We start from the raw sequence: 25,246 nt of genomic DNA on the forward strand, positions 1-25,246 counted from the left end.
GTAGGAGAAGAAAGAAGAAAGAAGAAAGAAGAAAGAAGAAAGAAGAAAGAAGAAAGAAGAAAGAGAAAAGACTCATGCAGCGCAGCTGTCTTGCTTCTTGCAGCGCAACGGTCTTGCCTCATGCAGCGCAGCGGTCTTGCTTCTATTTTCCAAACACCTGCGTTACATTTCGTTGGATTTGTTGTTGGAGCTCTTTGACTTCCACATTACGATAAAGGGCGGCCTGGGCATATACCGCGGCGATGGATTCATCTAGTGTATCGGTCTCTAAAAAAACACGGTCTTCGGGGACCGTTAGAAACGCCTCGCGAAGGTCAGGATTTCGCAACAAGTATTTCCCAAACGAAAGGTACAATCCATGCCGCACGAGCTCTTGGGCCAATTGGGCGTTTTTGGAAAATCCATGTACAATTAAAGGAACGGAAACATTTAGTTGTTTTTTTATTGAAAGTAGTTCTTGAAACGCCCCAACCAGGTGAAGCACAACCGGCTTTTGATGGTGTTCTGCCAATAAAAGGTGGGCTTTAAAGACTTCGCATTGCAGGTCAAAGGGCACCTCAATACGGTTATCCAAACCGCACTCCCCTATGGCCCAACAGCCCTTTTGTGTAAGGTGATTTTCAACAACATCCAAATGTTGAGGCCATTGTTGTGCATCTATATACCACGGATGAATCCCAATGGAATAGATGGATGATTTTCCCTCAAAAGCCCAAGGATATTCATTGACGAGTTCGACAACTTCGGGCGAGTTTGTATAGCGATGGGTGTGAAGATTGAACATGAAACAAGCGTTAACGATCAAGTAGCCCCCTGTTATGCAAGGTCGTGGCCTTTAAAATCACCGACGAAAGTACGTAAAGATTTTCAGTTTTTGAAATACGAATTCGAAGGAGATAAGAAGTTTTTACCGACTTAAAGTGGTGTTTAAATGCGTTTTTGTTTGCTTTTGGAGCGAAAATGAGACAATTACTCTCTAGCTCTAACGGGAAATGGATTTTTAGATTTTATTATTTTAAATTATGGGGTATTGGAACCCTATTTTAGGGGTAATTGTCCATTACTCACATATTTCTCTTGCTATTTTTAATTGCTCAATATAGTATCATTTTGTTAACGATTTTATAATTCATTTTCAATGTTTTTGGACAATTATTTACACTTTTAGGCTATTGCTTTTTGCACTTTTTTTCATGGACTCCTCATGAACTATCTACGACGTATCTTAGAAGCAACGCTGGAGCATCGTAGGAGAAGATTTTTTTAAGGCCAATTTTTGGAATTTTGGTATACATAGATTACGGTTTTCTACACAAGAGTGAAGCGGGCATGAAGTGTTTTTTGAGGATTGATAAAAAAACAATACTTTTAACCCTATTAGTATATACCTATACATCTAATTGGTTCGATTAAGGATGAAATTTTCAGGGATATAAACGAGTTAGCAGTTAGCATAAAGAAAATACTTTTGTGAATTAACCAAATTATAAAATGAAAAAATCAGTATTTATTACATTAATAGCATTCTTATCATTTACATCTTCGTATACTCAAATTACAAAGAAAGATTTTATTGGCCATTGGACCTCTGATGGTACTTCAACTGAATGCGTGATTTGGATTGATAAAAATGACAACTTTCAATATGTTTCATGGGATAGAAATGGAGGTCAAGGGTTAGAGATTCTTAGTGTGAAATATGAATATAATAGATTAATTGTAAGAACTCGTTTTAAAGAAAATAACTGGGTTGTTACCATGTCATTTGCCTTGATTGATGAATATAATATGACCGCAAAAATTATTGGTGATGCAAATGCGATTATTAATTATAAAAAATTAAAATAATTTTGATAATATGCTTGTAAGAAAGCCGAACCGCTAACATCGGTTTGGCAAAATGGCGGGCATAGTGCTAAATTGAAAGTAAGTGCCTTTAAATCCGCCACTTCGCCAAGCTAAAAACTGTTAGGCGTAATTTATAGAAACATCTTATGCAACAAAATATCATCATTGAAACGAGAGACGGTTTAAAACTTTCGGCAACTATCCGAAGACCATTAACTGAAATAAAAGGAGTTGTCCAAATGAATTCTGGAACAGGTATTCCTCAAAAAGTATATTCTAATCTAGCAATTTATCTTACACAATCTGGATATGTTACTGTAACCTACGACTATCGTGGAATAGGTAATTCAAAACCTAAAAGTTTAAAGGGATTTGAAGCAAAAATTGAAGATTGGGGTATTTTAGATATGACAAGCATATTTGATTGGATAATTAATGAATTTCCTAACGAAAAAAAAATCATTATTGGTCATAGTATTGGGGGACAGCTTGTTGGACTTATGGACAATTATCATAAGATTGACAAACTTATATTAATTGCTTCTTCTACAGGCTACTGGAAGGACATGAGCAGCCCTTATAAATTGCTTATGCCACCTTTATGGTTTTTATTTATTCCGCTTACTACATTTATTTATGGCTACGCAAATGCAAAAAAAATTCGTCAAGGCGAAAATTTACCAAAAGGAGTCGCAATACAATGGCGAAATTGGTGCATCAATCCAAATTACTTTGACGACCATTTCCAAAAATCGAATACAAGGTTATTCTTTGACAAATTGACAATTCCACTAAAGTCAATTCAAATTACAGACGACCCAATTGCAAATGAAATAACCTGTAATAAAATATTGAAATACTACAATGCCGCAAAAATTGAAATTGAAAAAATAAGACCTGAACAACTTGGCGTGAAAAAAATTGGGCATACTGGTTTTTTTTCAAGACAATTCAAAGATACACTTTGGAAAAACTTAAAAACAGATATTGAAAAGATAAACTATGCCTAACACGGGTTTGGCAATAGTGGCGGTTCAGTGCTCCGCAGATACATTTGTGGTAAAAAAAGTCATCACCTTCGCCTAGCGTGGGAACGTTGGCAGCAATTTAAAAAAAATGAGAATAAACGGGACGATTTTTGAAAGAATTTTATATGGAAATTTATTACTCTTTGTATTTGTAACTGTATTTATATTAATTGTTTGCGGTGGAATAAAATCAATTGAAACAATAATTATGATGTCTTTATTTATGAGTACAATATTGATTATATTAATTCTTGTGGATATTATTAAAATAAAAAGAAATCTAAAACTTTCTAAGTCAATAATTAATAATAAAAACCTTTATATTGATAAACTTTTCATTAATAGCGAAGACATTATTTCAATAAAACCAATTCATATATCACATTATAGATGGAGTTTAAATATCATTGAAATCAAAACAGAAAATGAAGTTTATCATTTGTTAGACAAGCCTCTAATGTTTTGGGAATTATTAAGTAATAAAAAATCTAGAAGTATTAAAATAATTGAAAATAATATCTCTGATTTAAAAAACAAAATCCTTGAAAGAGAAACAATCTACAATAAGTTTCCAATTAGAAATAGAAAAAACTGCAGCTAACAGCCGTTTCCCGCTATTGCTGGTTTTTCTTGAATTGAACTTCTTTCTTCACGAAAATATTTTATCTTAGTTGAAAATAAGCCGTTCGCTGGCATCGCCACAGTCGGCTAGCAGCGGAACATTGGCGGTATTTTTTTTAGAAATCATAACAGTAAGTAATATAAAATTGAAAATAAACCAAAATGAAAAATAAACTTAAAAAAGTTAGCGCTTTCACTTTAGCATTTCTTATGTTTAGTACTAGTGTTTCTCCGTGTACAGGAATTACTTTAAAGTCCAACGATGGAGGATTTGTTGTTGCAAGAACAGTTGAATGGGCGCTTAACGATGCACAGCACAACAAAATCTTAATAGTTCCACGTAATAAAAAATTTATTGGACAAACACCTCAAGGTTATAACGGAAAAAAATGGGAAGGAAAATATGGTTTTGTAACACTTACAGCTTATGGGCAACCTTATGGGCCAGATGGCATGAATGAACAAGGCCTATATGTTGGAGTATATTATCTGCCTGATTATGCTGAGTACGCAATTTACGATAGCGCAAAATCCGAAAATTCAATGAGTGTGGGTGACTTGATGCAATGGATGCTGTCATCGTTTAAAACAGTAGACGAAATCGTAGCTAACCTAAAAAATGTTATAGTCGTAAATGTTGACAATAAAGAATTTGGCGGAGCAGCTCTTCCTTTTCATTTCAAAATTGTTGACCCAAGCGGTAATAGTAAAATCATTGAAATAGTAAACAAAGGCGAAGTAAAAGTATATGATCCATATATTGGCGTAATAACGAATTCACCAACTTATGACTGGCATTTAATTAATCAAAGAAATTATCTTAATTTATCTACAAACCCTAATAGTCCCATGAATTTTGAGGGTTATAATTTAAAACCATTGGGCGGAGGTTCTGGATTGATAGGATTACCTGGAGATTTTACGCCGCCGTCAAGATTTGTCAGAGCAGCCGCCTTCACCGCTTCTTGTCGCCCTTTGGAAACTTCATTAGATGCAGTTTTCGAGTCGTTCAGAATACTGGATAATTTTAACATTCCACTAGGTGCTCAAGTACCAAAAGAACATCTACCAACTGATATAGTTAGCGCAACCCAAGTAACTTCTGCATCTGATTTAAAAAACAAAGTATACTACTACCATACTATGTGGAATAGACAAATTAGAAAAATTGACCTAAAAGCAATTGATTTTGCTACAGTAAACGAGCAAATTATTGATGATGATCAATCGAAAATAAACACTATCAAAGATGTTACACCAAAAGTGAATCGTAAAAAGAAATAAAACTATTGCCAACACTTGTGAAAACTTATGGCTGGATTTTCGGTAAATTGTTCGTTTATTTTTCATAAGTTCGCATGAGCGGTAATTGAAAGAAAGCTTTCCATAAGCCACCACAAGCTCTAGCAAGAAAACGTTGATGGCAATTACTATTCAACAACAAAGTATACAACTATATGAAACGCAAATCAATTTTTATCTTAATATTTTTCCTTTTTAACGGTATTGCATTTTCTCAAAATTGGATATATGTTGGTAGTGCTACAAACGGTAATAAATATTATTTAAGGAATAATAACACTAGTGAAACTGGTTACAAAAAAGTTTGGTCTAAAACGGTTGGAAAAAGTTTTCAATACAAAAAAAATGGCAAAACTTACACGTTACTTAACGGATATAGCATTGACTTACACGAATATGATTGCAGTGGACGGCAAGTTAAATTACTAAGTTATGTTTATTACAACTCAAAGGGAACGCCCGTACATTCAGTAACTCTTCAATCATATGAAACCGAGTGGTGGGATGTAATTCCTGATTCAATAGGAGAAATGTTATTAGACAAAGTATGTGAATTGTTCTAAATAACCATATTTATTCTACTACTACTATTTTCGATTTCTTGAAAAATAAATCGAGAAAAAAATATTACTTCAACAATATTTAGATGTTTGAAGGGTAATGTAATAATATCATTTTCATACGGTTATTTTATGCGTTCCTGTAAAATTAATGATACCAATAATACCATGTTGGGAACGTGGATAAATAAGAATGGAGAACCAAGATCTTGGAGCGAAAAAATAATTGAATTTTAATTCGTAATACACTACAGTCACTTATTGTATACTTATAAACAACAATTTAAAAAAAGACTGTTGTTCTAGTCATTAAAGATTAAATTTGATGTTTATACAAACAAAAAACATTAGCGAATAAGCTGTCAAAAGCCATTCCCAAAAAAATGCCAAAAACATCAATATACTTGGTGTAGGTAAGACTCATGACAGCGGCACATTAGAAGCTGCCCTAACAAATTCTCATATAAATCAAGACCATCTTTTAAAATGCCTGCAAATAATTTCGACATACTAGGTCTAACTAATGAGCAGGTAATTCTTGCCAGGGAGAAATTTGGAAAAAACAAATTAGACTACAAAAAAGAAAACAGCTTCTTTGATACCGTAAAACGCATTACCCAAGACCCTATGATGATTTTATTATTGGTGGCGTCTTTCATTTACTTTAGCAGCGGTAAAACGGGTGACGGAATTTTCCTGACCGCTGCCATTATATTTCAAGCATCAATTTCATTATATCAATACTCTAGGAGTAAGAATGCTCTAGAAAAGCTGAAAGACTTTTCACAACCGTATTGCAAAGTCATCCGAAATGGTAAAATAGAAGAAATAAAAAGCGAAGATTTGGTAGTTGGTGACAACCTAATGGTGGAAGAAGGCACCTCTATTACAGCTGATGGCAGTATTATCCATTCTAATGATTTTTCAGTGAACGAATCCATACTCACAGGTGAATCGCTTGCTGTTTTTAAGGATAAGACAAAAAAGGATAATTTTATTTACAGCGGCACAACTGTGGCCAGTGGTTTAGCTATTGCAACAATAGTCGCCATTGGTAACGAAACTAAATTAGGTAAAATCGGTACAAGTTTAGAAAGTATCTTGGAAGAGAAAACACCGTTGGAAATACAAATTGCAAACTTTGTAAAAAAGATGGCGATTGCCGGTGGGTTAGTTTTTGTAATTGTTTGGACATTTAATTATTGGCATTCACAAAATCTATTGAATAGCTTGTTGCAGTCACTCACTTTAGCCATGAGTATTTTACCCGAAGAAATTCCAGTAGCTTTTACCACATTTATGGCATTGGGCGCTTGGCGTTTAATGAAAATGGGCGTTGTAGTAAAGCAAATGAAAACGGTTGAAACTTTAGGGAGTGCAACTGTTATTTGTACGGACAAAACAGGAACGATTACGGAAAATAAAATGAGTTTGGCAAAATTGTTTTTGTTATCATCAAATAAAATCTCTGACCCAAATGATACCGTAACCGAGGATGAAAAACAATTGATTTCCATGGCAATGTGGGCAAGTGAACCTATCCCGTTCGACCCAATGGAGGTAGCATTACATCAAACATATAAAGAAGTTATTCAAAATGACGATAGACCAAACTATAAGCTTGTTCATGAGTACCCATTAGATGGCAAACCGCCAATGATGACGCATGTTTTTGAAGACAAGAAAGGCAACAAAATCATCGCTGCCAAAGGTGCGCCCGAAGCATTGATGAATGTATCAATGTTAACAGAACCCGAAAAGCAACAAATAAATGAAGCTATTCAACTTTTGGCAAATGAAGGTTTCAGAATATTGGGGGTTGGCATGTCAAATTCTAAAGGTGACATTTATCCACCAAAACAACAAGACTTATGTTATGAATTTAAAGGTATTGTTGCCTTTTACGATCCACCAAAAAAGAACATTCAAAAAGTTTTAGAAGATTTTTATACCGCAGGTATTAATGTAAAAATAATAACGGGCGATAATGCCGCAACTACCGCAGCAATTGCTAAACAAATTGGGTTTAAAGATTACGAAAAAATAATTACAGGTGATGAGCTGATGAAATTAGATGCAGCTGCCTTGCAAACCTGTGTAATGGATACCACAATTTTTACCCGAATGTTTCCCGAAGCTAAATTAAAAGTTATCAACGCCTTAAAATCCAACAATCAAATTGTAGCAATGACTGGGGATGGTGTGAATGATGGACCCGCTTTGAAAGCTGCTCACATAGGCATAAAAAAAAAAAAAAAGGGAACGGATATAGCAAAACAAGCAGCATCACTTATTTTAATTGACGATGATTTATCAAAAATGGTGGATGCCATAGCAATGGGCAGAAAAATATATACTAACCTCAAAAAAGCGATTCAATATATCATATCCATTCATATCCCAATCATCTTAACAGTATTTATCCCTTTGGCTTTAGGCTGGGTATTTCCTTACATTTTTTCGCCCATTCACATCATTTTTTTAGAAATAATAATGGGGCCAACCTGTTCTATTATTTATGAAAATGAACCGATGGAAAAAAATACGATGTCAATGAAACCGAAAGCATTAAAAACTACTTTTTTTAATTGGAAAGAACTATCAATAAGTATTATTCAAGGATTAGTAATAACAGTTGGAACTTTGCTTGTTTACCAATATTCGGTTATGAATGGATACAATGAAGCACTGACAAGAACAATGACATTTACAGTTTTATTGACCGCAAATATTTTTCTGACTTTAATAAACCGGTCATTTTATTACTCAATATTCACCACTTTGAGGTATAAGAACAACATGGTTTTGTTGATCATTTTAATAACCATTGCTATTTTAGGACTTATTCTTTATGTAAAACCATTGACCGCTTTTTTTGAATTTGAGACATTGAATTTAGGGCAATTATTTATTTGTTTTGCCATAGGTTTTTTTGCCGTAATTTGGTTTGAAATTGCAAAACAGATAAAAAGGACAAAAGTAAATGCCGACTGAAAAGACAACGGGTAATTTCACATTTACAATAGGATGGGTTTTGAGCTCGGTATAAAGTAACATGGTAAAAATCCCGTCTATGGAAATCTGCAAAACGTTAGTAATTATCCAACCTAAAAAAAGTCAAGCCGATTAAAATAGCACTAATAATTTCTGTATCCTTGTGCGATTTAGATTTATTTAAAAGTAGTTGCGCTAGACAATTCCCGTATTTCAAGGCTTTAAAATTTGAGAAAAGCGAAAGTCATAAGCCAAAGATAATCGCTATTTTTGTGGCATGTTACGAGCCGCCCTACGCCGATATATTGCTAATTTCAAAGGATTTTCCCGCGAAATTTGGATCCTTACCTTGATTACGTTTATCAATCGAGCGGGCACGATGGTACTCCCCTTTTTATCCAAATACCTAAAAGAAGATTTGCACTTTGATTACCGTGAAGTCGGTTGGATCTTGTTCTTCTTTGGTTTGGGCTCTATGCTGGGTTCGTGGCTAGGAGGAAAACTATCGGATAAAATAGGGTTTTATAAAATCATGGTGTTCAGTTTGTTTACCAGTGGAGTGGCGTTCTTCGGTTTGCAATATATCGAAAGTTTTGAAGGCCTCTGCATCGCCATTTTTACCATTATGGTCATCGCCGACATGTTCCGCCCTGCTATGTTTGTTTCTATTGGAACCTATGCCAAACCCGAAAATCGAACGCGTGCATTAACCCTAGTTCGTTTGGCTATCAATTTGGGTTTTGCCGCAGGACCCGCATTGGGAGGTTTAATCATCATGGGAATGGGGTACAAAGGATTGTTTTGGGTTGATGGCGCTACGTGTATTATTGCCATTCTCATTTTTGTTGTTAAAGTCAAAGAAAAGAAACGCCCCTCAATCGATCCTGAAGCAAAAGCGACCCTGGAAGCGCAACGAAAATCAGTATTCTCAGACGGTCCTTTCTGGCTTTTTCTTTTTTGCTGTGTCATTACAGGGATTTTATTTTTCCAACTTTTCACGACTATTCCGCTCTACCATCGGATCCAATTTGGATTGAGTGAACTCCAAACGGGTTTGCTTCTTACCCTCAACGGGGTTTTGGTTTTCTTCCTAGAAATGCCGATCGTAAGTGCCGTGGAACGAAAAAAAATCGATAAAGTCAAGATTGTTACTTGGGGTTGTTTTTTTATGAGCATCAGTTTGTTTTTGCTTCTCATACACCAATGGGCTGGCATTCTCATCGTGATGATGTTGTTTATGACGTTTGCCGAAATGTTTGCTTTTCCCTTTTCAAATACGTTCGCTTTGAGTCGCGCCCCCAAAGGACATGAAGGCCGATACATGGCCATTTTTACGATGAGTTATTCCGCCGCTCATATTTTGAGTGCCAAAATCGGAATGAACGTAGTGGATCGGTATGGATACGCTACCAATTGGTGGGTCATGGGACTTCTCGGGTTGGTAGGTACCGCTTCGGGTTACTGGGTATACCGTATGGTGCAACAAGAGAAAACGAAACATCCTATTGGTCCCACTACGTTTGAGCACCCTGCAGAGGGAGGCGAACGGGAGATATAGGAATTATGAATTTAAAATTATAAATTTTGAATTAGAGTCTGTTTTCCTTATAAATACTTTCTTTTTATCACTTCAAGAGACAGGGTGCTGGAATTCCATTCGCTTAGAATTTGTTGGCGCACGAGGGTTGGATCGCCGTTATAATAACGTAACCACTGGTCTTCGGTAAGGTGTTGGCGGAGTACTTTTAAGCGTTTTAAGGTTTCAGAAGCGGTACGAAATACGGTCGTTACCGGAAAATCCTGACTGGCTTTATGCACATATTGCGCGGTGAGTGTTTCAAAATCAATTGCAATAGCATACAAAAGTTCGTGGTCATTATCTGGAAAAAAAGAAGTCCAAGCCGCATACCCGACAACCTTTCCCGAATAGCGCTGGGAAGATATAGTAGCTAAGCGCCATTTACAATTGGCGGCCCTTCCCCAATGATTGGATAAACGATAGACGCCTTCTTCTGTAAAATAATACGTACTCCCCGATTTACTGGTATACTGCGGTTGCAATGGGTCCAGTACGGTCCGATCCACTTCTTGGAAGATACAAAAAGTATGCTTGTGAAAATTATGGCGGTTGTAGCTTTTACAGGTCATAGCGCAAAGATACACATTCCGCTCAGACACTAATTTCTAAAAAAATAGTTAAATAACTATAAATTTAGTTTGTTAACTAAAAAAATAGTTATAAGTTTGAATGTACCAAAAAACGACTAGTTTCATGCAGAAATTAACCAACAAAGAAGAAGAAATTATGCACATTTTGTGGAAGCTTAGAAAAGCTTTTGTGAAAGAAGTGCAAGCCGAAATTATTGAAGATACGCCGCACTACAATACACTATCGACTATCATTCGTAATTTGGAAGACAAAGGCTATGTGGGGCATACAGCGTATGGAAATACCCATCAATATTACCCCATTATAGCTTTGGAAGATTACCGAAAAACATTCATGAAAACGGCGATTGCGAATTATTTTGGCAATTCATACAAGCAATTGGTGTCACATTTTGCCGAAGAAGAAAAAATCTCTGCCGACGAGTTACGGGAAATTTTAGCGTTAATCGAAAAGAAATCATAGTATGGAAGCACTATTCATTTACGGATTGAAGTCAGCGGGTCTACTCACTTGTTTTTATGTGGTTTATTACTTTTTGTTGCGTAAAGAAACTTTTTTTGAAAGTAACCGTTGGTTTTTATTGAGTGGTTTATTTGTATCGGCTGTTTTACCCTTATTGACATGGACAAAAACGGTCTATGTGGAACGCCCTCAATGGTCGGTGGAAGAATGGATGGCAATGGCAAAATCCCCGCAATCCCTCTCCCCGACTCCTGAAGCGACATTAGATTGGGCAACGCTAATTATAGGAGGATATGTAATAATCGTTTTGGTTATTATCGGACGGATTCTCTTGCAATTGGTATCGATTCTCGCGTTTTTGAAAAAACATCCGGTGATTTCAGAGGCTTCGATTCGTATGGTAAATGTGCAACAAGAAGTCACTCCTTTTTCCTTTTTTAACTATGTCGTCATCAACAATCAATTGTACTCTGAGGAAGAGCGCAACAGTATTATTTTGCATGAAAAAATTCACTGCAACCAATATCATTCCATTGATGTATTGCTTTCGCATCTTTATTGTGGACTCTTTTGGTTTCATCCTTTGGCATGGCGTTACAAAAAAGTCATAGCGCAAAACTTAGAATTTTTGGCCGACCAGAAAGCCATGCAACAATTGCAATCCCCCACTGTGTATCAAAAAACATTGGTCAAAGTAGCCACGGGACAACAAGCGCTGTCTTTAACTAACCCTTTTAATCAATCCTTAATCAAAAAACGAATTCTCATGTTACAAAAAAAACAATCGCAACGCCGTAATTTATGGAAATACGGCATCATGCTGCCAGCATTGGTAGGTTTTATGCTCATTTTTCAAGTAAAAACAGTCGCACAAGAGCGGAAAGTTACCTACACCACACAAACCCATTTTGAAGAAATGTACCAAGTTCGCTGGGATAAAAACACCAGCGAAACCGAAATCAAAGAAGATGTTGAACGGATAAAATCTAAAGGGGTTACGTTAAAGTATAGCAAACTAAAACGCAATGCAGCAGGCGAAATCACCCAAATTCGGGTTCAATATAAAACAGATGATGCAGAAGGAGAAACCACGGTTAAATCAGATACAGGGATTAAACCTTTGGTATTTATCAAGTCAGATAAGTACATCGGATTTGTAGCACCCAAATCGGAAACCATTATCGCTTCCAAAGTCGATAAAGAGGACGTTCAAGGAAAAGAAATTCGTATTGAGGAACGTATTATCCGTAATGAGGACGGTACCGAAATCATCATTAACGATACCGACAATGCAAGTCAACCCAAAAATGGGGAGCGCATTATCATTCGAAAAATTGATGCTTCTGACAAGCCTTTGGTTTTTATCAATGGAAAAAAGATGGATGTCGATTTTGACATGAATTCGTTAGACCCAAACACTATTGCATCGGTAAGCGTTTTTAAAAACAGTCCCGAAGCTCTGGAATATGGTAAAAATGGGGTCATAAAAATTATCACCAAAAAAGTAGTTACCAGTGACAATATAAAAGACGAAGAAGAGATCAATGCGGCCATAAACCGTGCCAAAGAAGAAATTAAAAAAGTACTTTCGGAAGATAAAAGCACGCAAGCTGAATGGGAAAAAGCCCGTCAAGATTTGGCAAAAATGCAAGAGGAAATGCTGAAAATGAAAGCCGAAATGGAAAAAGCAAAGGCTGAATATGAAAAAGCAAAATCCAAATTAAAAAAGGACTGAACGCGTTAAAAATCTGTCAAAGTCTAGCGATGAAATGCCCGATTTTTTAAGTTTGTTTTACCAAAAAAAATTAAAACTCGAAGTTTATGTCAGTTATTGTAAAATTATTTAATTGGTTTACCCTTGTGGTAGTGCTTTTGTTTGCACAATTATTGAGTGCACAAAACAAAATGGATTTAACGGAATCCCAAAACGATAATGTCGTCATGACCTGGCGAAAAAATACGCCTGAGCAAGAAATGAAAGATGATATCAAGGCTTTGGCGGATTATGGAGTAACTGTAAAATATTCTGGTGTAAAGCGAAACAGCAAAGGAGAAATTACGGCTATCAAAGTAGACTACAAAGACCGCAAAGGGAACAAAGGAACCTTGGAATACGATCAGGAGCAACCCATTACAGATATCGTTCTTTTCAAGCAAAACGGCACCATCGGTTTTGGAGCACCCGCTCAAAATGATGACATTATTGCTATGAATGATATTTTCGGCCGTTCCTTTGGCGGCAACAATATGCCTCCGTTTGGCAATGGCTTTTCTATAGAAGGGATGCCTGATATGAAGGAATTCAACTTTACTTTTGGCAATGGAGAAGGCTTTTCGGGTAAATCGAGAATGATAATCAAAGAAAATGGAAAAAAGCCGCTTGTAATTGAAGATGGAAAAGTTGTGGAAGGTGGCGATGATTATACCAAAGAAGAATTAGACGAAATTTTGAAAAACAACAAAATGTCAATCAATGGATTTGGTGAAGGCAGTACCCTTGAATATGATTTCAGGAATCCTGAAGGACTAGAGCAATTTAAAGAAAAGGTGAAATCTTTGCGTGGAGAATTTTCGCAGGACCGTCCTTCTGAAGAAGATTTAGAAAAAACGCGCACCGAGTTGGAAAAGGCAAAAGAAGAAATGGTGAAAGCACGTGAAGAATTGGAAAAAGCCAAAAAGGCTTTAGAAAGAGAGAAAAAAGCGACACCCGCCAAACCGAAAAAAGCTTAATACGAAAAAGACCCTTGTTTTAAGGGTCTTTTTTTATTTTTGTCAAAAAAAATATGTTTCAATTTTTAGCGCGATGCAACCGCTTGTTTTTACCTAGTTTTACCAAACAACAATTGGATCCTGCAAAGGCCAAAAAATGGCAACTCGCGATACTAGCTTGGCGGTATTATATCACTTGTAGAGCGCTGGATCAATAAGTCATAACCGCATGAATGGGACGATTATTTAATTGCTGTCGCCCGTTTAAAAAAGTAAGTTCCATCAAAAACGAACACAAGACTACTTCACCACCCAATCGCTCCACCAATCGGCAAACGGCTGCTGCGGTTCCACCGGTCGCCAAGACATCATCATGAATGAGTACACGGTCACCAGGTTGAATGGCATCGGTATGGATTTCTAATGCATCGTTACCATATTCGAGCGCATACGATTCCGAAAGTGTTTGAAAAGGGAGTTTATGGGGTTTACGAACAGGAACGAATCCAGCTTGAAGACGATCGGCCAGTAAAGTTCCAAAAAAGAAACCCCGACTTTCAACACCAACCACTTTATCGATGGAATGTTTAGCCACAACGGTAACCAATTGTTGTAAGCAATGGGTTCGCCCTTCTGTGGATAAGAGCAAAGGAGTAATATCTTTAAATACAATTCCCGGTTTGGGAAAATCCTGAATATCACGAATATAGTTTTCTAAGCTCATTTTTTTAAGGATTTTTACAAAAATACGTTTGCAAGTTACACATTTATACCTATATTTGCACCCGCAATAAAGCACTTACAATCTGTACTGCTAAGTTGTTTAAACGGCCTCGTGGCGCCCCCGAAGTATCGGGAGAATAACGCATCTGATTTCGACTCAGTAGGTAAATGTCGAAAAAATAACGGCCTCGTGGCGCAACTGAATAGCGCATCTGATTACGGCTCAGAAGGTTACAGGTTTGAATCCTGTCGAGGTCACGAATGAATAGTGTAATACAAAAAAAAACGCCAAGTTCACTTGAGCGTTTTTTTTTGTATTACACTATTCTCAAAGCGGAGCTTTGAAGGATGTTGCGCAGCAAAATCCTCTCGAGGTCACAAACAAACCCCTTATTAATTAAAAAAGGGGTTTTTTAATTTTTACACGCGTCCATTTTGTTTCCATGACTAATTTCAAGCACAATATACAAAGGAGTTGTTGTAAAAATTCAGCTTTTTTTTAATTTAGGGTACTGCTAAATAATTGCATTTTTACTAATAAAATCTACTTTGAAAAATTTTGATAGCTTTAAAATAATACCCCTATTTCAGCTTTTTCAACTCAAAAAGTGTAGAAATTACTTTGAGCATTTTTCATTTTTTAATTCTGCATATAGGCACGAACAAGGACAAAAAGCACTTATTGATTTAAACACAACCGATGGAACATTATTGTTTAACGTTTATATAAACAATTTTGGAACGTGAACATACAGTGTTACGGATGATTTTAAAGCGAATTTTAACAATCCGTTCATCCACGATACGAAGCAATTTTTCAAATTATTAGATACCGAATTTTTCTGCGAAAAGCTGTTTGAAGAAATGAATCGTTTGAACTTAGACGATACAGTGAAATTTTTCAATTCCAGAATGGAATTAGCCTTGTTTACAAGAAGTATTTATTTGCTCGAAACCCTTTACTACAGTACCGACGAATTGGATAAACTTGTTTTTAAACTTGCTGATTTTATTGAAAATATGGATGAATTAAAGGACGGAACAATTACTAGCAAGCACTTTTTTCCCAGAAAAAAAACTATTATTTGAATGCCCTTAAGTGTGTAGCCCCCAACGATGAAAAATTGTTCAAGAAAAGGTTAAACTTTTTAAAAAAAATGAATAATAATGTTCTGAAACTTCTGGGTGCTATCTTTAATAAATACGTAAGTAAAATGAGCTTCAATTTGATTAATCATCATAATAAAATGCTAAAAAACCTCTTTTTTTATTTTTATTCGTTTTTAATGGTTGATAACACGGAAAAAGTAACTACTACTGCCTTTAACCGAAGAAATTCTGATTTTCTTCGCTAGCATGCTTTCAAAACCCAAAAACTGGAGAAATCAAACCACTAATTTCCAAAATACTCTCCAGTTTTTAGGGCTGCTCTCTAATTCATTGGTTTTAATTTTGAAAAAAATAATTAACAATGAGAAGAGAGCTTGTAACCCAGAAAGAAGTCAGTGAATTATTACGATGTTCGGTTAAAACCATTAGCCGTAAAATTCGTTGTGGCTTTATTGAAACGTTTAAAATGGGCAATAAAGTTTTAATTTATGCCGAAACCTTAAACGAAGAGTATTTAAATGCTATTAAACCGAAGTTTTTAAAGAGAGGAAAAGCATGAGTCTACCAATAAAACAGTGTCTAAATATCGAATGCAGAAGAGAGATTAGCACTTATAAATCGGCAAAAAGGAAGTTCTGTAGTGATCAATGTAGAAATCGGCATGGATTCTTAAATCGGAAGAGAAAAAACAAGGAAATGGATCGGTTTATACGTGAAATAAAGCAACTTGGAAAGTTTTTACGAACGCTTATTGATGCAAACATTCATCGCATTTACATTAAAGATTTTATCCAATCCAAGTTTAAAAACTATAGTTTACCAAAATTAGACTATATGAAAATTGAAGGTAAAATGAAGTATGGATGCAAATTGGGCTCGGTTTTTCTTGAAGGAAAACAATCCGAAATACAATTATGGTATTACTTTTTTAAAATTGAATAACCATGGAATCACGAATTCATGAACAACTTTTGCATACGAAACTTCTCGCAGAAAAATATAAAAAAAGCCTATGTGAAAACGAGCTGCATGAAGTAAATATAGCAGAATCAAAGTTTGGGAACAACTTACTCCTGATTGGAGTTGGGATCCTTGTCTTTGGGGTTATTTTTTTACTCCATGAAAAAGAAAAAAATAACAAAAGGGTTTAACACTAATTTAAATGTCAAACCCTATTATTGTTTTACTTTCTAAATGACTTTGGTTTTATTGATAAATCAAGGCTTTAAGCTCTTCGAGATTTTTAACACCTTTTTTGGTATGTAACCGAATTTTTTGCCGCTTTTCACCGGGTTGTATTTGATTAAATTCCTCCGATTTTAAGTAGAGGTACTCCCCTTGTTTGGAAACACCCCAAAGCACATTTCCTTGTTCTCTAAAATAGGTGATTTTATTTAAATCATTACAAGACAAATAGGTCTTGCGCTTTTTATTTACCAAAAATAAGGTGTAAAATTCGATAGGTTTCCCATTAAAATCCTGAAAATCGGGTACAAAATAATCGGAGGGTATATTAAATAATATATCACAATTGACATAACCAAAATTGTCAATTTCCATGATTCGATTTATTTCACCGATACTTTCATCCCTGGTATCATATATGATTTTTTTTTCTTCTTTGCTTCTTACATTTTGCAAATGCCTATCTAAATACCGCTTGTATTTTTGCTGGTAAGTTTGCATTGCTTTCGAATACGCAATTCCTTCCTGAAATGCCAAATAGCAACGACACGATTGTTGGGAAACAACTTTATTTCCAATTTTCAGAATGCCTGTTACGGTAAAGGAACCGTCTTTATTACTTTTTAAATCAAAATCGGTAAAATTTCCTTCCGTTAAGCCACAATCGTTGTCAACCGGATCAAACAATACGTTTTCATACTCTTTGACTTCGGGATAGCGTTGGGTTTCATCTTGGATAGAAAAAGCATTCGAACTTGCCAATCGGGGTTTTGATTTTATGAACGTTTTATCCGATTGGTCGTTCTTGTTTTTTTGTGAAACTACTTCATCTTTTCCGGTGAGTTCCCATGCGTTTGTCGACTTGTTTAGATTAAAAATTCTGTAATCTTGAGAGCTAGTCCAACTCGCGTATTTCATTTTAATTTTTTGCTCAGGATTTACCAATAAGGTATCATTTTGCTGCAAAGCATTGAGTTCAAACATCCCCCCCGACTCCATAATTTTGCCCTGATATGTCATCGGTATTCGCGCAACTACATATTCTACAGGATTTGTAAACTTTCGGAATTTTAACGAAACCTTACCCGTTACTTTTTCACCTTTTGCATTCAAAAAAGCGCCGGCAGGTATGGTCAAGGTTTCACCTGAAGCGGTTGTTATTATTTGTGTCTTGTCAGCATCAACTTCTATCGTTTCATAGGGAATATCAATCGCATCAAAAAGCGAGTCTTGAATTGCTTTAACAGCAATGGGTTTTGTAGGCACACCTGCACCTTTCTTGGGAGCGCAACCATCACATTGTGACAAACAAAGTAGGAGTATTACAATACATCCTACTGCAAACAAAATTTGTTTTACACGTTTTTTCATAAAAAAAATTAGAATTGGTTAAAAATGTATTTGTTGCTGAAAAGATCCTTTGGGCGAGAAAAAAAAAGTTTGTTGGGTTTTGCCTTGAACTATAATACAAACTCGAAAACCGTTCGATTTATTGTCCTGGAGAACAACAACATCCGAGATACGGCGCAAAATCAGCGTAAAAGCTAACTTATGTTCTTGATTATTTACGCTGCTTATTAAGTTCAACAACGCATAATGCGCAGGCGCTTTTCGAAACCTTACATACCATTGCGGAAAATCGGAAATTGATGCTATAAGTTGCTTCTTTTCACGATTGGATAAATAATATCGAAAAAAACAAGTTAACGTTATCATTGGTAAGCATTTATTTGAACTTTATATTTTATTCGGAGTTACTTTGATTGCGGTCAGATAATAAACCAAGGCATTATATCGTTACCAAGGTGTTCCCTATTACTATTCTGATTTTTGGATTAAAATGTTACTTTAAAAATTGTATATTTTTTTATTAACTTTATTTAAAATTATACTCGATTGATATTTAATTAGTTAAGAAATATTTTGTGTGTATAATTCAAAATATTTTTAAAAATATGTAACAAAATGTGCCTGTTTTACTATATATAATAAAGGGGTGTTTGTTTTGAACCCTTTTGCTTTCTTTTAATTCTTTTTACTAATCCAAATACGTACAGCTATGGAAAATGAAATCATTGCAACGATTGTTAACGGTAATTTTGAAAATGAAAGTTCAAAGCAATTGCTTTACTTCAATTTGTATGAGGCCAACTATCGACGTGTAAAATCCTACATTAAGTCTAAAGTAGTACATGAGGAGTCTGTCAATGAAATTCTTAACGATACATTTATCGTTGCTTTTGGAAAATTAAATCTATTTAATCCCGAAAAAGGGAAATTTCCCTATTGGTTATACGGTATCGCAAAACACAAAATATTGGATTATTACGCAGCGCAAAAAAAATACAGAATGTTTGTGGATATCGATGAAATGGAAGACATTATGGATTATATGTATGAAGAAGTAATGCACCTTACCTTTCAGGGTTTAACCCAATATTTAAACGAAAAAGAAGCTTTAATCTTGAAATACCGAGTTGATGGGTTGAATTATGAGGAAATTGCCCAACTCGTTCAAACCAAAGAAAACGCTTGTCGCACTATGGTAAGTCGTTTATATACCCGACTCCGAAACAATCCAGCTTTAATCTATTGTGCATAGTTCATCCGTTTACTCTCTTTATTTTTTTATTAACCTTAATCAAACACACTATTATGAAAGCATCATTTTTATTTTTTGTACTGCTAGCACTATTGATTGGTATCGTAATTTATTTTAATCTTTTGTTTCAAAATTTAAATAAACAAATTCAGGATTTAAAAGATTCAATGGATAAAGAAAAAAAACTGCCTCATGATAAAAGGGACGAGACGGTTGATCGAGTTGCAGCAATGAAAATAATCGTAGACCGATTAGAAGCGTTAGAAAACCGTAGCAATACCCCCTTTGCTGAACCGCAAAAAGAAACTGTAAAGCATGGTAATGCTGTTACTGAGGAATCATTTAATGAACCCGCAGAGGCACCAATAACATATGAGGACGATACCGAAGCATCAATTACTATTGAGGAACCCACCGAAGCCGAAGCCATAAAATACCAGCAAGTAATGTTGGGTAGTAAAGTAAAACTTACCTATTTGGATTTAAAAACAACCAAAGAAATTGTTATTTCGGAGGAAAACAATCCAAAAAAAACTAACGAAGTTTTTTATAAAACGGGAATTGCAGCTGCTATTTTAGGTAAATCGGTTTCGGATATGGTTGAAATACCAATAAACAATACAATTCAAAAAATACAAATAACTGGTATCGACAATTCTGAGGCGTACCATTTGGAAGCAGTACATCTTAATGAATTGGACAAAGAAATCGGAACAAAAGACAGCAATTATCAGCACCGGACGATCTTACCCATTTATTTAGAGCCTCAAGGTCCTGAAGTATTTAAAACCAAGCTTATTGAAACAAAAAAAGCATGTATACAGGTGTTTTATAACGACCGAACCAGGGATACAAAAATTTGGAATGCTCATAATATCACCCCAAATTCTGATATCATTCGTAATTTACGCTCACGACCAGAATTTAGATCTGGAAACTGGCAAAAATTGAATATTTCCCATATTAATGTTAAAGTTATTAATTAAGAATGTTTTCCTAAACACTTATTTATAATTAGTTAATGACATAAATTAAATTATAAATCTATATTAATAACTTAAACCTTACATTTATAAAAACAGTTTTGATCATTCTATTTGGTTTTATTTCAATTATCATCAACGGGCAATGCATTTCAAATGAATATCTTCAAGGCCGATGGGAAGAGGATAAGGGTATTAACGGTAATTTCATAATATTTTTTTCTTATGAAACAGATGGAGAATTAAATACAAAAATAATTTCTTCTGCCACAGGAAATGAAATTAAAGTCCTTTCTGCTAGAATAGAAGGTGGTGAATTTTATTTAGTTACGTTTAATGAAAATCATGACTGGTATGCACTTAGTAAATATACCAAAATTGATGCAAATACAATGGAAGTAAGTGTCAAAAACGAATATGGTACAGACAAACTTACCTATAAAAGGGTGCGTTAATTTTTTTATTTAAACTTATTATCACTCCAACTCCACAATCTCAAACGATCCACTACCATTTTCGGGGTGGATTGTTTTGGAATAGGTATTCGAATCAAAACTTACTCCAGGCTCCATAGGATCAAATCCATCGCTATTGCCGTATAGAAAAGTATTCTTTTTCAACCGTTTGCGGTATACTAATGTTGCTGTGTTGATATTTAATTTTGCTACCAATTCTGCAAGACTGGGTTTGGTTTTGGCGCAAAAATCTGGACAAAGCGACCTAACTTTTTGTTGGTATAATGCGTAATAAGCTTTGTACTGTTTTTGATAGGTTTGAAAAAACTGAAGGAGGACATTCCAATCGTTGCCGGACAAACAAATATGCATCGGGATTTTCAGTTGGAGTTGTTGGGTTTCTGGATTGAAAAAGGGAAGTACTTGTTTTTCAAATAATGCAAAACACCGATTTAAATCCGAGTATGTAATCAACCATTTTATAACTGAAAATTCATGCGTAGCATCCAAATCATCCCAAACGCTAAGGGCTTCTTGGCAAGCATCTTTATTGGAAAAATACCCAACCAACGCTGTTAAATGGTAATAACTGCTCTGAAATGCAGCATGGTTTTTATAGAATTTGTACCTTTTAAAGGGAGTATCCAGAAGCGGTTTAAACGTGGTGAGCCATTGCTGTATGTCGGATACCAAAAAGTAGTAGGTTCCCGTTTTTGTAATTCGTTGAGTGCCTTTTTCCATCGTTTATTGAAATCGATATAGACCTTATCGGGAATAAAATTGGCTTTTTCATCGTCATAAAAAAAGGGGTTTTTGCAATTTTCTTCACGCAAAATCAGGTTTTCATTCGAACAAGCAAAATCATGGCACGCGTACATATCGCCTACTTGACCATTTTGATCTTCATCAATAATCAATGAGAAATGGCTTTTGTTTGCTTCGTCAAAAAAAAGCACCCCGCATTTACCTTGGTTTGGACACGCGCCTGATTGGCAATGGCCTTCAAACCCTAGCTAAGCAAAGTCTCCTGACTAATGTATTGACAATATGTGTATCATGAAAAGCAAATTCCTAATTATTATCTTTACAAAAAAATGAAAAATGAAAAATGAAAAAGAAGCTCAAAGTCAGGAGACTTTGAGCAGCGTGGGGAATTCGACTAAAAAAACACAAAATAGAAATGATCTAAGAACCAATTCTAAAGCTGTATTCTATTTTTGTAATCTTCACTAAAAATTTCACTTTTCAGCTCATAATCAAAAATAAATTTGTAAAGAACCATTTTTCTCTTTTTATTTTCTGCTTCAAAAGAAACTTTTATATATAGTTTTGAATCATAATGCTTAATATTATATTCAAGTGGCTTAAAACTACTTGGTAATAATATTTCATCTTTAATGTGTTCGTTTGATGTTTTTATGACATACCTTAAAACTTTATCATTGATTGGTTTAGTTTTTTTACTCTCAATTATATAATTTAAGAAACACTCAACCTTTTCTCCATTAGCAGTTTCAAAGATGAATTTTTTATCATTTGTTGTCACATCTTTTAATGTTGCGTATTCATATGTTTTTTCAGCAGCGTTTCCACAAGACAATAAAAAGAACACAGCTAAATAATAAAATATCTTTTTCATAGTTGTTTATTTAAAATTCAATCTAACTTTTTAATAATAGAAAAGGTAGTGGTTCTAAATTCTTTTCCTATCGATGTCGTAATAGCCCCTGATTTACTTTTTAAATTAATAAAGCAAGTAAATTCATCCCAAAGTCCTTTTGATACTTTACAATAAAATTCTCCTTCTTTAGATGGAGTAAAAAATGAATCTTTTATGTGTGAGCCTCTCAATGTATTGTCATCAATTATTAAATCAGAAATTAAAGTTATTCCTTCTTCAGTTACATAAATTTTTCCTTTATTAGCTGGATTTAACTTTACACCATGAAAGGTATAAATGGAAACTTCATATACTCCCAAATAAGCATTTAAGTTTGATAAATTATTATAATTATCAATTTTTTTCTGTATTTGTTCTTTTTTTATTTTTTCTTTTTCTAATTCTCTTTCTGAATAAAATTTATCACCCCAGAAATATTTGAATTCTCCACTAGGCATAGTGTAATTATCTCTGTCATTTTTTCCTTCATAATCTATTTCAATTTTATCAATAACATAATTATTTGTTTTATTTATATTTTTTTTAATTGAACTTATATCATTAGAATTTAAAATAACCACATTTTCAATAAAATATTTACTATAATCTGAAGGTATAAGCCTACCAAAATCTAATAATAATGTTTTAGAATTATTTGAAATTAAAATATATTTTTTGAAATTAATATCTAATATCTCAAATCTTCCCGAAAACAAATTTTCATTAACTGTTATTTTGATTTCGTTAATATTAAAATCAATATAGGAAGTATTTTCACTTACAAACTTTTGAGAATTTACTATATTAAAAAACAGAATTAAAGAAATAAATAATACCTTTTTCATTTGAACAATTTTAGTTTAATCAAAATTACTAATAAATGAGCAAATCTTTGTAGTCTATAATTTTATTTATATACCTATATATTAAATTTCAATTCGCTATAAATTCCAATTAAATTATAAACCCGTTGGGTGAAATTAAATTAATTGATTTTTTATGTTATTTATTGGTCTATCAAAGATAAATTTGTTGATATATTGAACCAGAGTTAATGCTGTTATTTTGGCTAAAATTCGGGTTTTAAATCCTTCAAAAGTTTTAGCATAATTTCTTCTAATTAAAAACTGGTCACATAATTGCGAGAACAATGTTTCTATTCTTTTTCTGGATTTTCTAAAAACATACGGCTGTGGTTTATAATTCACTTGATTCATTCTTTTTGGTGTTTGCAATTTAATATTTGCTGATTGGAATAAATCTAGTTGTATACTATCAGATAGATATCCTCTGTCTCCAAGCAGCACACAATCAGACATTTGCTGTTTTATATTTTTCAAAAAATGAATATCATGAACTTCCGCTTTTGTAATGTCTAACGAGTGGAAAACACCAGTAACAGAACAAACGCCATGAAGCTTATATCCGAAGAACCAACTATTTTGTGAAACACAAAATCCTTTTGAGGGAGCCGTTTCAAAATCGTCTTTACAGATTTATTTCCCGTTATGTCGTGAAAATTTACAAATCTCTAAAGGCATACTGTCAACAATAAAATAGTCTTCAAAACACACTGTACCCCATTTTACGCACTACCTTTCTGCACAGTTGTTCGTGGGTTACTTCTTTATGAGCAAACAAGTTTTTAAAAAAATTAATTAGTTTCATGCCGCTTGTAGTGTTAAATTCTTTAATTATATAATTTTTTGTAACCAATTGTAAATAAGTGCTTTTTATTCATAAATCAATACTTTATTATTTTTTTGTATTGAAAAGTTATCGGTAGAAAAATCATTGCATTCGTAGATATCGGTCACTTTATCATCTTTGATTTCTAGAATTAAATCCATGTAGTTGTTAGATTTATTACCCACAAAAGCAAATCCTTTGCAGTGTTTGTTTGTACAAATACCCGAATTACAATTGCCTTCAAATCGATTCAAGTAGGAATCACCAGTATCCAAAAAGGAATCAAAAGCATCCGACAGTTTTGTGATCAAAATTTTGTGATCAAAATTTTGATAGGTCAATTCTTTATCCAAGATTTGTTTCAACATAGGCGCATCCAAACGTTGTAAAAATTCAAGACGGCATCGAGTTGGGTTTGCAAGGTGACCTCGCCCTTTTTGTTTAATTCAAAGCGTTTGTCTTGACTCACTACAACTAAATCGCCCAGTTGTGCTAGATGTTGCAGAAGTTCTTTTTGGTGTGTATTCATTTGAGCTAATTTGAAATTCTATTAATTGGAGTTTATTGCTAATTACTTTTTGATGACTACTGCATCTACTTTTTGGGGCACTAAGGGCTCACCACTATTACAACCGCAACAAATTCCTCCACCTGCAAAGGATACTAAATTTCCTTTTCTAACTTCCTGAGCACTATAGGCCGTTGTTTCTTCTGGATTATCATTGGAACCATAATACGTAAGCAATCCTACAAATTCAAAATCGGACAAATCGGGTTCAGGATAACTATATGCACAATCTTCCGCTTCTTCTGGAAATGAACGCTTTGCCGCTCTAATTATTTTTTTCCATATATCCTCTTTCAACACCAATAGTTTATCCTTTGTAGCATTGGTAAACACGCCCTCCTCTTGAGTAGGCGTAAACGATTCGTCTACAAGATGCAAAGACCGTGTAACTTGAACAATGAGTGAGTCTTGAATTGCTTTTGCAGTTGCCACCGGTTTTTTACTACTGCTTTAGGCTCAGCTTGCTCATTTACTAAATAGTACTTTATCAACCCCACTGCTGCTGCAACAGTTGTAATGATTAGTTTCTTTATTGGATTCATAGTATTGCTGGTTTAATCTTTCGTATTTTTAACGA

Annotated in this window: 27 protein-coding genes, 1 tRNA gene and 1 pseudogene; 18 read left to right on the forward strand and 11 right to left on the reverse strand. The window is 34.4% G+C overall.

Annotation, left to right across the window (positions count from 1 at the left end; translation table 11 throughout):
* On the forward strand, positions 1-198 hold a 198-nt coding region (locus Q0037_RS00630; protein ID WP_297513838.1), incomplete at its 5' end, for a hypothetical protein.
* Here Q0037_RS00630 and Q0037_RS00635 read toward each other — a convergent pair.
* Positions 143-784: a TatD family hydrolase gene (locus Q0037_RS00635; RefSeq protein ID WP_297513841.1), complete on the reverse strand. Its 642-nt coding sequence runs from the start codon at positions 782-784 to the stop codon at positions 143-145. The two genes, Q0037_RS00630 and Q0037_RS00635, sit on opposite strands and share 56 nt — an antisense overlap.
* Positions 785-1,491: 707 nt before the next feature.
* Here Q0037_RS00635 and Q0037_RS00640 point away from each other — a divergent pair.
* From Q0037_RS00640 to Q0037_RS00670, 7 genes are all read left to right on the forward strand, one after another.
* Complete coding sequence (locus Q0037_RS00640) at positions 1,492-1,848, forward strand: hypothetical protein (RefSeq protein ID WP_297513844.1); 357 nt, start codon at positions 1,492-1,494, stop codon at positions 1,846-1,848.
* Between the two features lie 146 nt (positions 1,849-1,994).
* A complete protein-coding gene (locus Q0037_RS00645) occupies positions 1,995-2,858 on the forward strand; it encodes an alpha/beta fold hydrolase (protein WP_297513847.1) in 864 nt (287 codons plus the stop codon).
* Positions 2,859-2,964: 106 nt separating this feature from the next.
* Entirely contained in the window at positions 2,965-3,477 is a 513-nt protein-coding gene (locus Q0037_RS00650; RefSeq protein WP_297513850.1) for a hypothetical protein, read from the forward strand.
* A gap of 182 nt (positions 3,478-3,659) precedes the next feature.
* Positions 3,660-4,781, forward strand: coding sequence for a linear amide C-N hydrolase (locus tag Q0037_RS00655; RefSeq protein ID WP_297513852.1), 1,122 nt, complete (start codon positions 3,660-3,662; stop codon positions 4,779-4,781).
* A gap of 173 nt (positions 4,782-4,954) precedes the next feature.
* Positions 4,955-5,362 (forward strand): surface-adhesin E family protein, encoded by a 408-nt coding sequence (locus Q0037_RS00660; protein ID WP_297513855.1) that lies wholly within the window; start codon positions 4,955-4,957, stop codon positions 5,360-5,362.
* 483 nt (positions 5,363-5,845) lie between these two features.
* Positions 5,846-8,353 (forward strand): cation-translocating P-type ATPase, encoded by a 2,508-nt coding sequence (locus Q0037_RS00665; RefSeq protein WP_297513858.1) that lies wholly within the window; start codon positions 5,846-5,848, stop codon positions 8,351-8,353.
* Between the two features lie 277 nt (positions 8,354-8,630).
* Entirely contained in the window at positions 8,631-9,911 is a 1,281-nt protein-coding gene (locus Q0037_RS00670; RefSeq protein WP_297513861.1) for an MFS transporter, read from the forward strand.
* A 47-nt stretch (positions 9,912-9,958) separates the two neighbouring features.
* Here Q0037_RS00670 and Q0037_RS00675 read toward each other — a convergent pair whose 3' ends face one another.
* Positions 9,959-10,501, reverse strand: a complete 543-nt coding sequence (locus Q0037_RS00675) for a hypothetical protein (protein ID WP_297513864.1) — start codon at positions 10,499-10,501, stop codon at positions 9,959-9,961.
* Between the two features lie 124 nt (positions 10,502-10,625).
* On the opposite strand from Q0037_RS00675, the gene Q0037_RS00680 reads away from it, so the two are divergent.
* The 4 genes from Q0037_RS00680 to Q0037_RS00695 all read left to right on the forward strand — a co-directional run bounded on the left by Q0037_RS00680 (position 10,626) and on the right by Q0037_RS00695 (position 13,912).
* A complete protein-coding gene (locus tag Q0037_RS00680; RefSeq protein ID WP_297513867.1) occupies positions 10,626-10,985 on the forward strand; it encodes a BlaI/MecI/CopY family transcriptional regulator in 360 nt (119 codons plus the stop codon).
* 1 nt (position 10,986) lies between these two features.
* Positions 10,987-12,720 carry a M56 family metallopeptidase gene (locus Q0037_RS00685; RefSeq protein WP_297513870.1) on the forward strand — a complete coding sequence of 578 codons (1,734 nt, stop codon included), beginning with the start codon at positions 10,987-10,989 and terminating at the stop codon, positions 12,718-12,720.
* Between the two features lie 86 nt (positions 12,721-12,806).
* Positions 12,807-13,715: a hypothetical protein gene (locus Q0037_RS00690; RefSeq protein WP_297513873.1), complete on the forward strand. Its 909-nt coding sequence runs from the start codon at positions 12,807-12,809 to the stop codon at positions 13,713-13,715.
* A 53-nt stretch (positions 13,716-13,768) separates the two neighbouring features.
* Positions 13,769-13,912 carry an SsrA-binding protein gene (locus Q0037_RS00695; protein ID WP_297513875.1) on the forward strand — a complete coding sequence of 48 codons (144 nt, stop codon included), beginning with the start codon at positions 13,769-13,771 and terminating at the stop codon, positions 13,910-13,912.
* Here Q0037_RS00695 and Q0037_RS00700 read toward each other — a convergent pair.
* Positions 13,906-14,418 carry an adenine phosphoribosyltransferase gene (locus tag Q0037_RS00700; protein WP_297513878.1) on the reverse strand — a complete coding sequence of 171 codons (513 nt, stop codon included), beginning with the start codon at positions 14,416-14,418 and terminating at the stop codon, positions 13,906-13,908. The two genes, Q0037_RS00695 and Q0037_RS00700, sit on opposite strands and share 7 nt — an antisense overlap.
* A 183-nt stretch (positions 14,419-14,601) precedes the next feature.
* Between Q0037_RS00700 and Q0037_RS00705 the strand changes: the two genes are divergently transcribed.
* From Q0037_RS00705 to Q0037_RS00715, 3 genes are all read left to right on the forward strand, one after another.
* Positions 14,602-14,675, forward strand: a tRNA-Arg gene (locus Q0037_RS00705).
* Positions 14,676-15,888: 1,213 nt separating this feature from the next.
* Positions 15,889-16,086 (forward strand): excisionase family DNA-binding protein, encoded by a 198-nt coding sequence (locus Q0037_RS00710; protein WP_297513882.1) that lies wholly within the window; start codon positions 15,889-15,891, stop codon positions 16,084-16,086.
* Positions 16,087-16,471: 385 nt separating this feature from the next.
* Positions 16,472-16,678, forward strand: coding sequence for a hypothetical protein (locus Q0037_RS00715; RefSeq protein WP_297513884.1), 207 nt, complete (start codon positions 16,472-16,474; stop codon positions 16,676-16,678).
* Between the two features lie 55 nt (positions 16,679-16,733).
* Here the strand turns inward: Q0037_RS00715 and Q0037_RS00720 are convergent, their stop codons facing one another.
* Entirely contained in the window at positions 16,734-18,083 is a 1,350-nt protein-coding gene (locus tag Q0037_RS00720) for a hypothetical protein (protein ID WP_297513887.1), read from the reverse strand.
* A 688-nt stretch (positions 18,084-18,771) separates the two neighbouring features.
* On the opposite strand from Q0037_RS00720, the gene Q0037_RS00725 reads away from it, so the two are divergent.
* The 3 genes from Q0037_RS00725 to Q0037_RS00735 all read left to right on the forward strand — a co-directional run bounded on the left by Q0037_RS00725 (position 18,772) and on the right by Q0037_RS00735 (position 20,752).
* Positions 18,772-19,314: a sigma-70 family RNA polymerase sigma factor gene (locus Q0037_RS00725; RefSeq protein WP_297513890.1), complete on the forward strand. Its 543-nt coding sequence runs from the start codon at positions 18,772-18,774 to the stop codon at positions 19,312-19,314.
* Positions 19,315-19,367: 53 nt separating this feature from the next.
* Positions 19,368-20,300, forward strand: a complete 933-nt coding sequence (locus Q0037_RS00730) for a GreA/GreB family elongation factor (protein WP_297513891.1) — start codon at positions 19,368-19,370, stop codon at positions 20,298-20,300.
* 98 nt (positions 20,301-20,398) lie between these two features.
* Entirely contained in the window at positions 20,399-20,752 is a 354-nt protein-coding gene (locus Q0037_RS00735) for a hypothetical protein (RefSeq protein WP_297513894.1), read from the forward strand.
* A 21-nt stretch (positions 20,753-20,773) separates the two neighbouring features.
* Here Q0037_RS00735 and Q0037_RS00740 read toward each other — a convergent pair whose 3' ends face one another.
* From Q0037_RS00740 to Q0037_RS00770, 7 genes and pseudogenes are all read right to left on the reverse strand, one after another.
* A complete protein-coding gene (locus tag Q0037_RS00740) occupies positions 20,774-21,493 on the reverse strand; it encodes a hypothetical protein (protein ID WP_297513897.1) in 720 nt (239 codons plus the stop codon).
* Between the two features lie 457 nt (positions 21,494-21,950).
* Entirely contained in the window at positions 21,951-22,391 is a 441-nt protein-coding gene (locus Q0037_RS00745) for a hypothetical protein (RefSeq protein WP_297513899.1), read from the reverse strand.
* 17 nt (positions 22,392-22,408) lie between these two features.
* Positions 22,409-23,257, reverse strand: coding sequence for a hypothetical protein (locus tag Q0037_RS00750; RefSeq protein ID WP_297513902.1), 849 nt, complete (start codon positions 23,255-23,257; stop codon positions 22,409-22,411).
* Between the two features lie 135 nt (positions 23,258-23,392).
* Positions 23,393-23,980: pseudogene (locus Q0037_RS00755) on the reverse strand (IS982 family transposase); the annotation flags it as partial.
* A 165-nt stretch (positions 23,981-24,145) separates the two neighbouring features.
* Positions 24,146-24,469, reverse strand: coding sequence for a hypothetical protein (locus Q0037_RS00760; RefSeq protein WP_297513906.1), 324 nt, complete (start codon positions 24,467-24,469; stop codon positions 24,146-24,148).
* Complete coding sequence (locus Q0037_RS00765) at positions 24,463-24,630, reverse strand: hypothetical protein (protein ID WP_297513908.1); 168 nt, start codon at positions 24,628-24,630, stop codon at positions 24,463-24,465. The genes Q0037_RS00760 and Q0037_RS00765 overlap by 7 nt, the downstream gene beginning before the upstream one ends.
* 42 nt (positions 24,631-24,672) lie before the next feature.
* Positions 24,673-25,101: a hypothetical protein gene (locus Q0037_RS00770; RefSeq protein ID WP_297513911.1), complete on the reverse strand. Its 429-nt coding sequence runs from the start codon at positions 25,099-25,101 to the stop codon at positions 24,673-24,675.
* Between the last annotated feature and the right edge of the window lie 145 nt (positions 25,102-25,246).

It is taken from the genome of Flavobacterium sp., assembly GCF_027482425.1.
Classification (GTDB): Bacteria; Bacteroidota; Bacteroidia; order Flavobacteriales; family Flavobacteriaceae; genus Flavobacterium.

Coding starts and splice junctions, on each gene's coding strand:
- Q0037_RS00635 (WP_297513841.1), bottom strand. CDS start 784: ATGTTCAATCTTCACACCCATCGCTATACAAACTCGCCCGAAGTTGTC.
- Q0037_RS00640 (WP_297513844.1), top strand. CDS start 1,492: ATGAAAAAATCAGTATTTATTACATTAATAGCATTCTTATCATTTACA.
- Q0037_RS00645 (WP_297513847.1), top strand. CDS start 1,995: ATGCAACAAAATATCATCATTGAAACGAGAGACGGTTTAAAACTTTCG.
- Q0037_RS00650 (WP_297513850.1), top strand. CDS start 2,965: ATGAGAATAAACGGGACGATTTTTGAAAGAATTTTATATGGAAATTTA.
- Q0037_RS00655 (WP_297513852.1), top strand. CDS start 3,660: ATGAAAAATAAACTTAAAAAAGTTAGCGCTTTCACTTTAGCATTTCTT.
- Q0037_RS00660 (WP_297513855.1), top strand. CDS start 4,955: ATGAAACGCAAATCAATTTTTATCTTAATATTTTTCCTTTTTAACGGT.
- Q0037_RS00665 (WP_297513858.1), top strand. CDS start 5,846: ATGCCTGCAAATAATTTCGACATACTAGGTCTAACTAATGAGCAGGTA.
- Q0037_RS00670 (WP_297513861.1), top strand. CDS start 8,631: ATGTTACGAGCCGCCCTACGCCGATATATTGCTAATTTCAAAGGATTT.
- Q0037_RS00675 (WP_297513864.1), bottom strand. CDS start 10,501: ATGACCTGTAAAAGCTACAACCGCCATAATTTTCACAAGCATACTTTT.
- Q0037_RS00680 (WP_297513867.1), top strand. CDS start 10,626: ATGCAGAAATTAACCAACAAAGAAGAAGAAATTATGCACATTTTGTGG.
- Q0037_RS00685 (WP_297513870.1), top strand. CDS start 10,987: ATGGAAGCACTATTCATTTACGGATTGAAGTCAGCGGGTCTACTCACT.
- Q0037_RS00690 (WP_297513873.1), top strand. CDS start 12,807: ATGTCAGTTATTGTAAAATTATTTAATTGGTTTACCCTTGTGGTAGTG.
- Q0037_RS00695 (WP_297513875.1), top strand. CDS start 13,769: ATGTTTCAATTTTTAGCGCGATGCAACCGCTTGTTTTTACCTAGTTTT.
- Q0037_RS00700 (WP_297513878.1), bottom strand. CDS start 14,418: ATGAGCTTAGAAAACTATATTCGTGATATTCAGGATTTTCCCAAACCG.
- Q0037_RS00710 (WP_297513882.1), top strand. CDS start 15,889: ATGAGAAGAGAGCTTGTAACCCAGAAAGAAGTCAGTGAATTATTACGA.
- Q0037_RS00715 (WP_297513884.1), top strand. CDS start 16,472: ATGGAATCACGAATTCATGAACAACTTTTGCATACGAAACTTCTCGCA.
- Q0037_RS00720 (WP_297513887.1), bottom strand. CDS start 18,083: ATGAAAAAACGTGTAAAACAAATTTTGTTTGCAGTAGGATGTATTGTA.
- Q0037_RS00725 (WP_297513890.1), top strand. CDS start 18,772: ATGGAAAATGAAATCATTGCAACGATTGTTAACGGTAATTTTGAAAAT.
- Q0037_RS00730 (WP_297513891.1), top strand. CDS start 19,368: ATGAAAGCATCATTTTTATTTTTTGTACTGCTAGCACTATTGATTGGT.
- Q0037_RS00740 (WP_297513897.1), bottom strand. CDS start 21,493: ATGGAAAAAGGCACTCAACGAATTACAAAAACGGGAACCTACTACTTT.
- Q0037_RS00745 (WP_297513899.1), bottom strand. CDS start 22,391: ATGAAAAAGATATTTTATTATTTAGCTGTGTTCTTTTTATTGTCTTGT.
- Q0037_RS00750 (WP_297513902.1), bottom strand. CDS start 23,257: ATGAAAAAGGTATTATTTATTTCTTTAATTCTGTTTTTTAATATAGTA.
- Q0037_RS00760 (WP_297513906.1), bottom strand. CDS start 24,469: ATGTTGAAACAAATCTTGGATAAAGAATTGACCTATCAAAATTTTGAT.
- Q0037_RS00765 (WP_297513908.1), bottom strand. CDS start 24,630: ATGAATACACACCAAAAAGAACTTCTGCAACATCTAGCACAACTGGGC.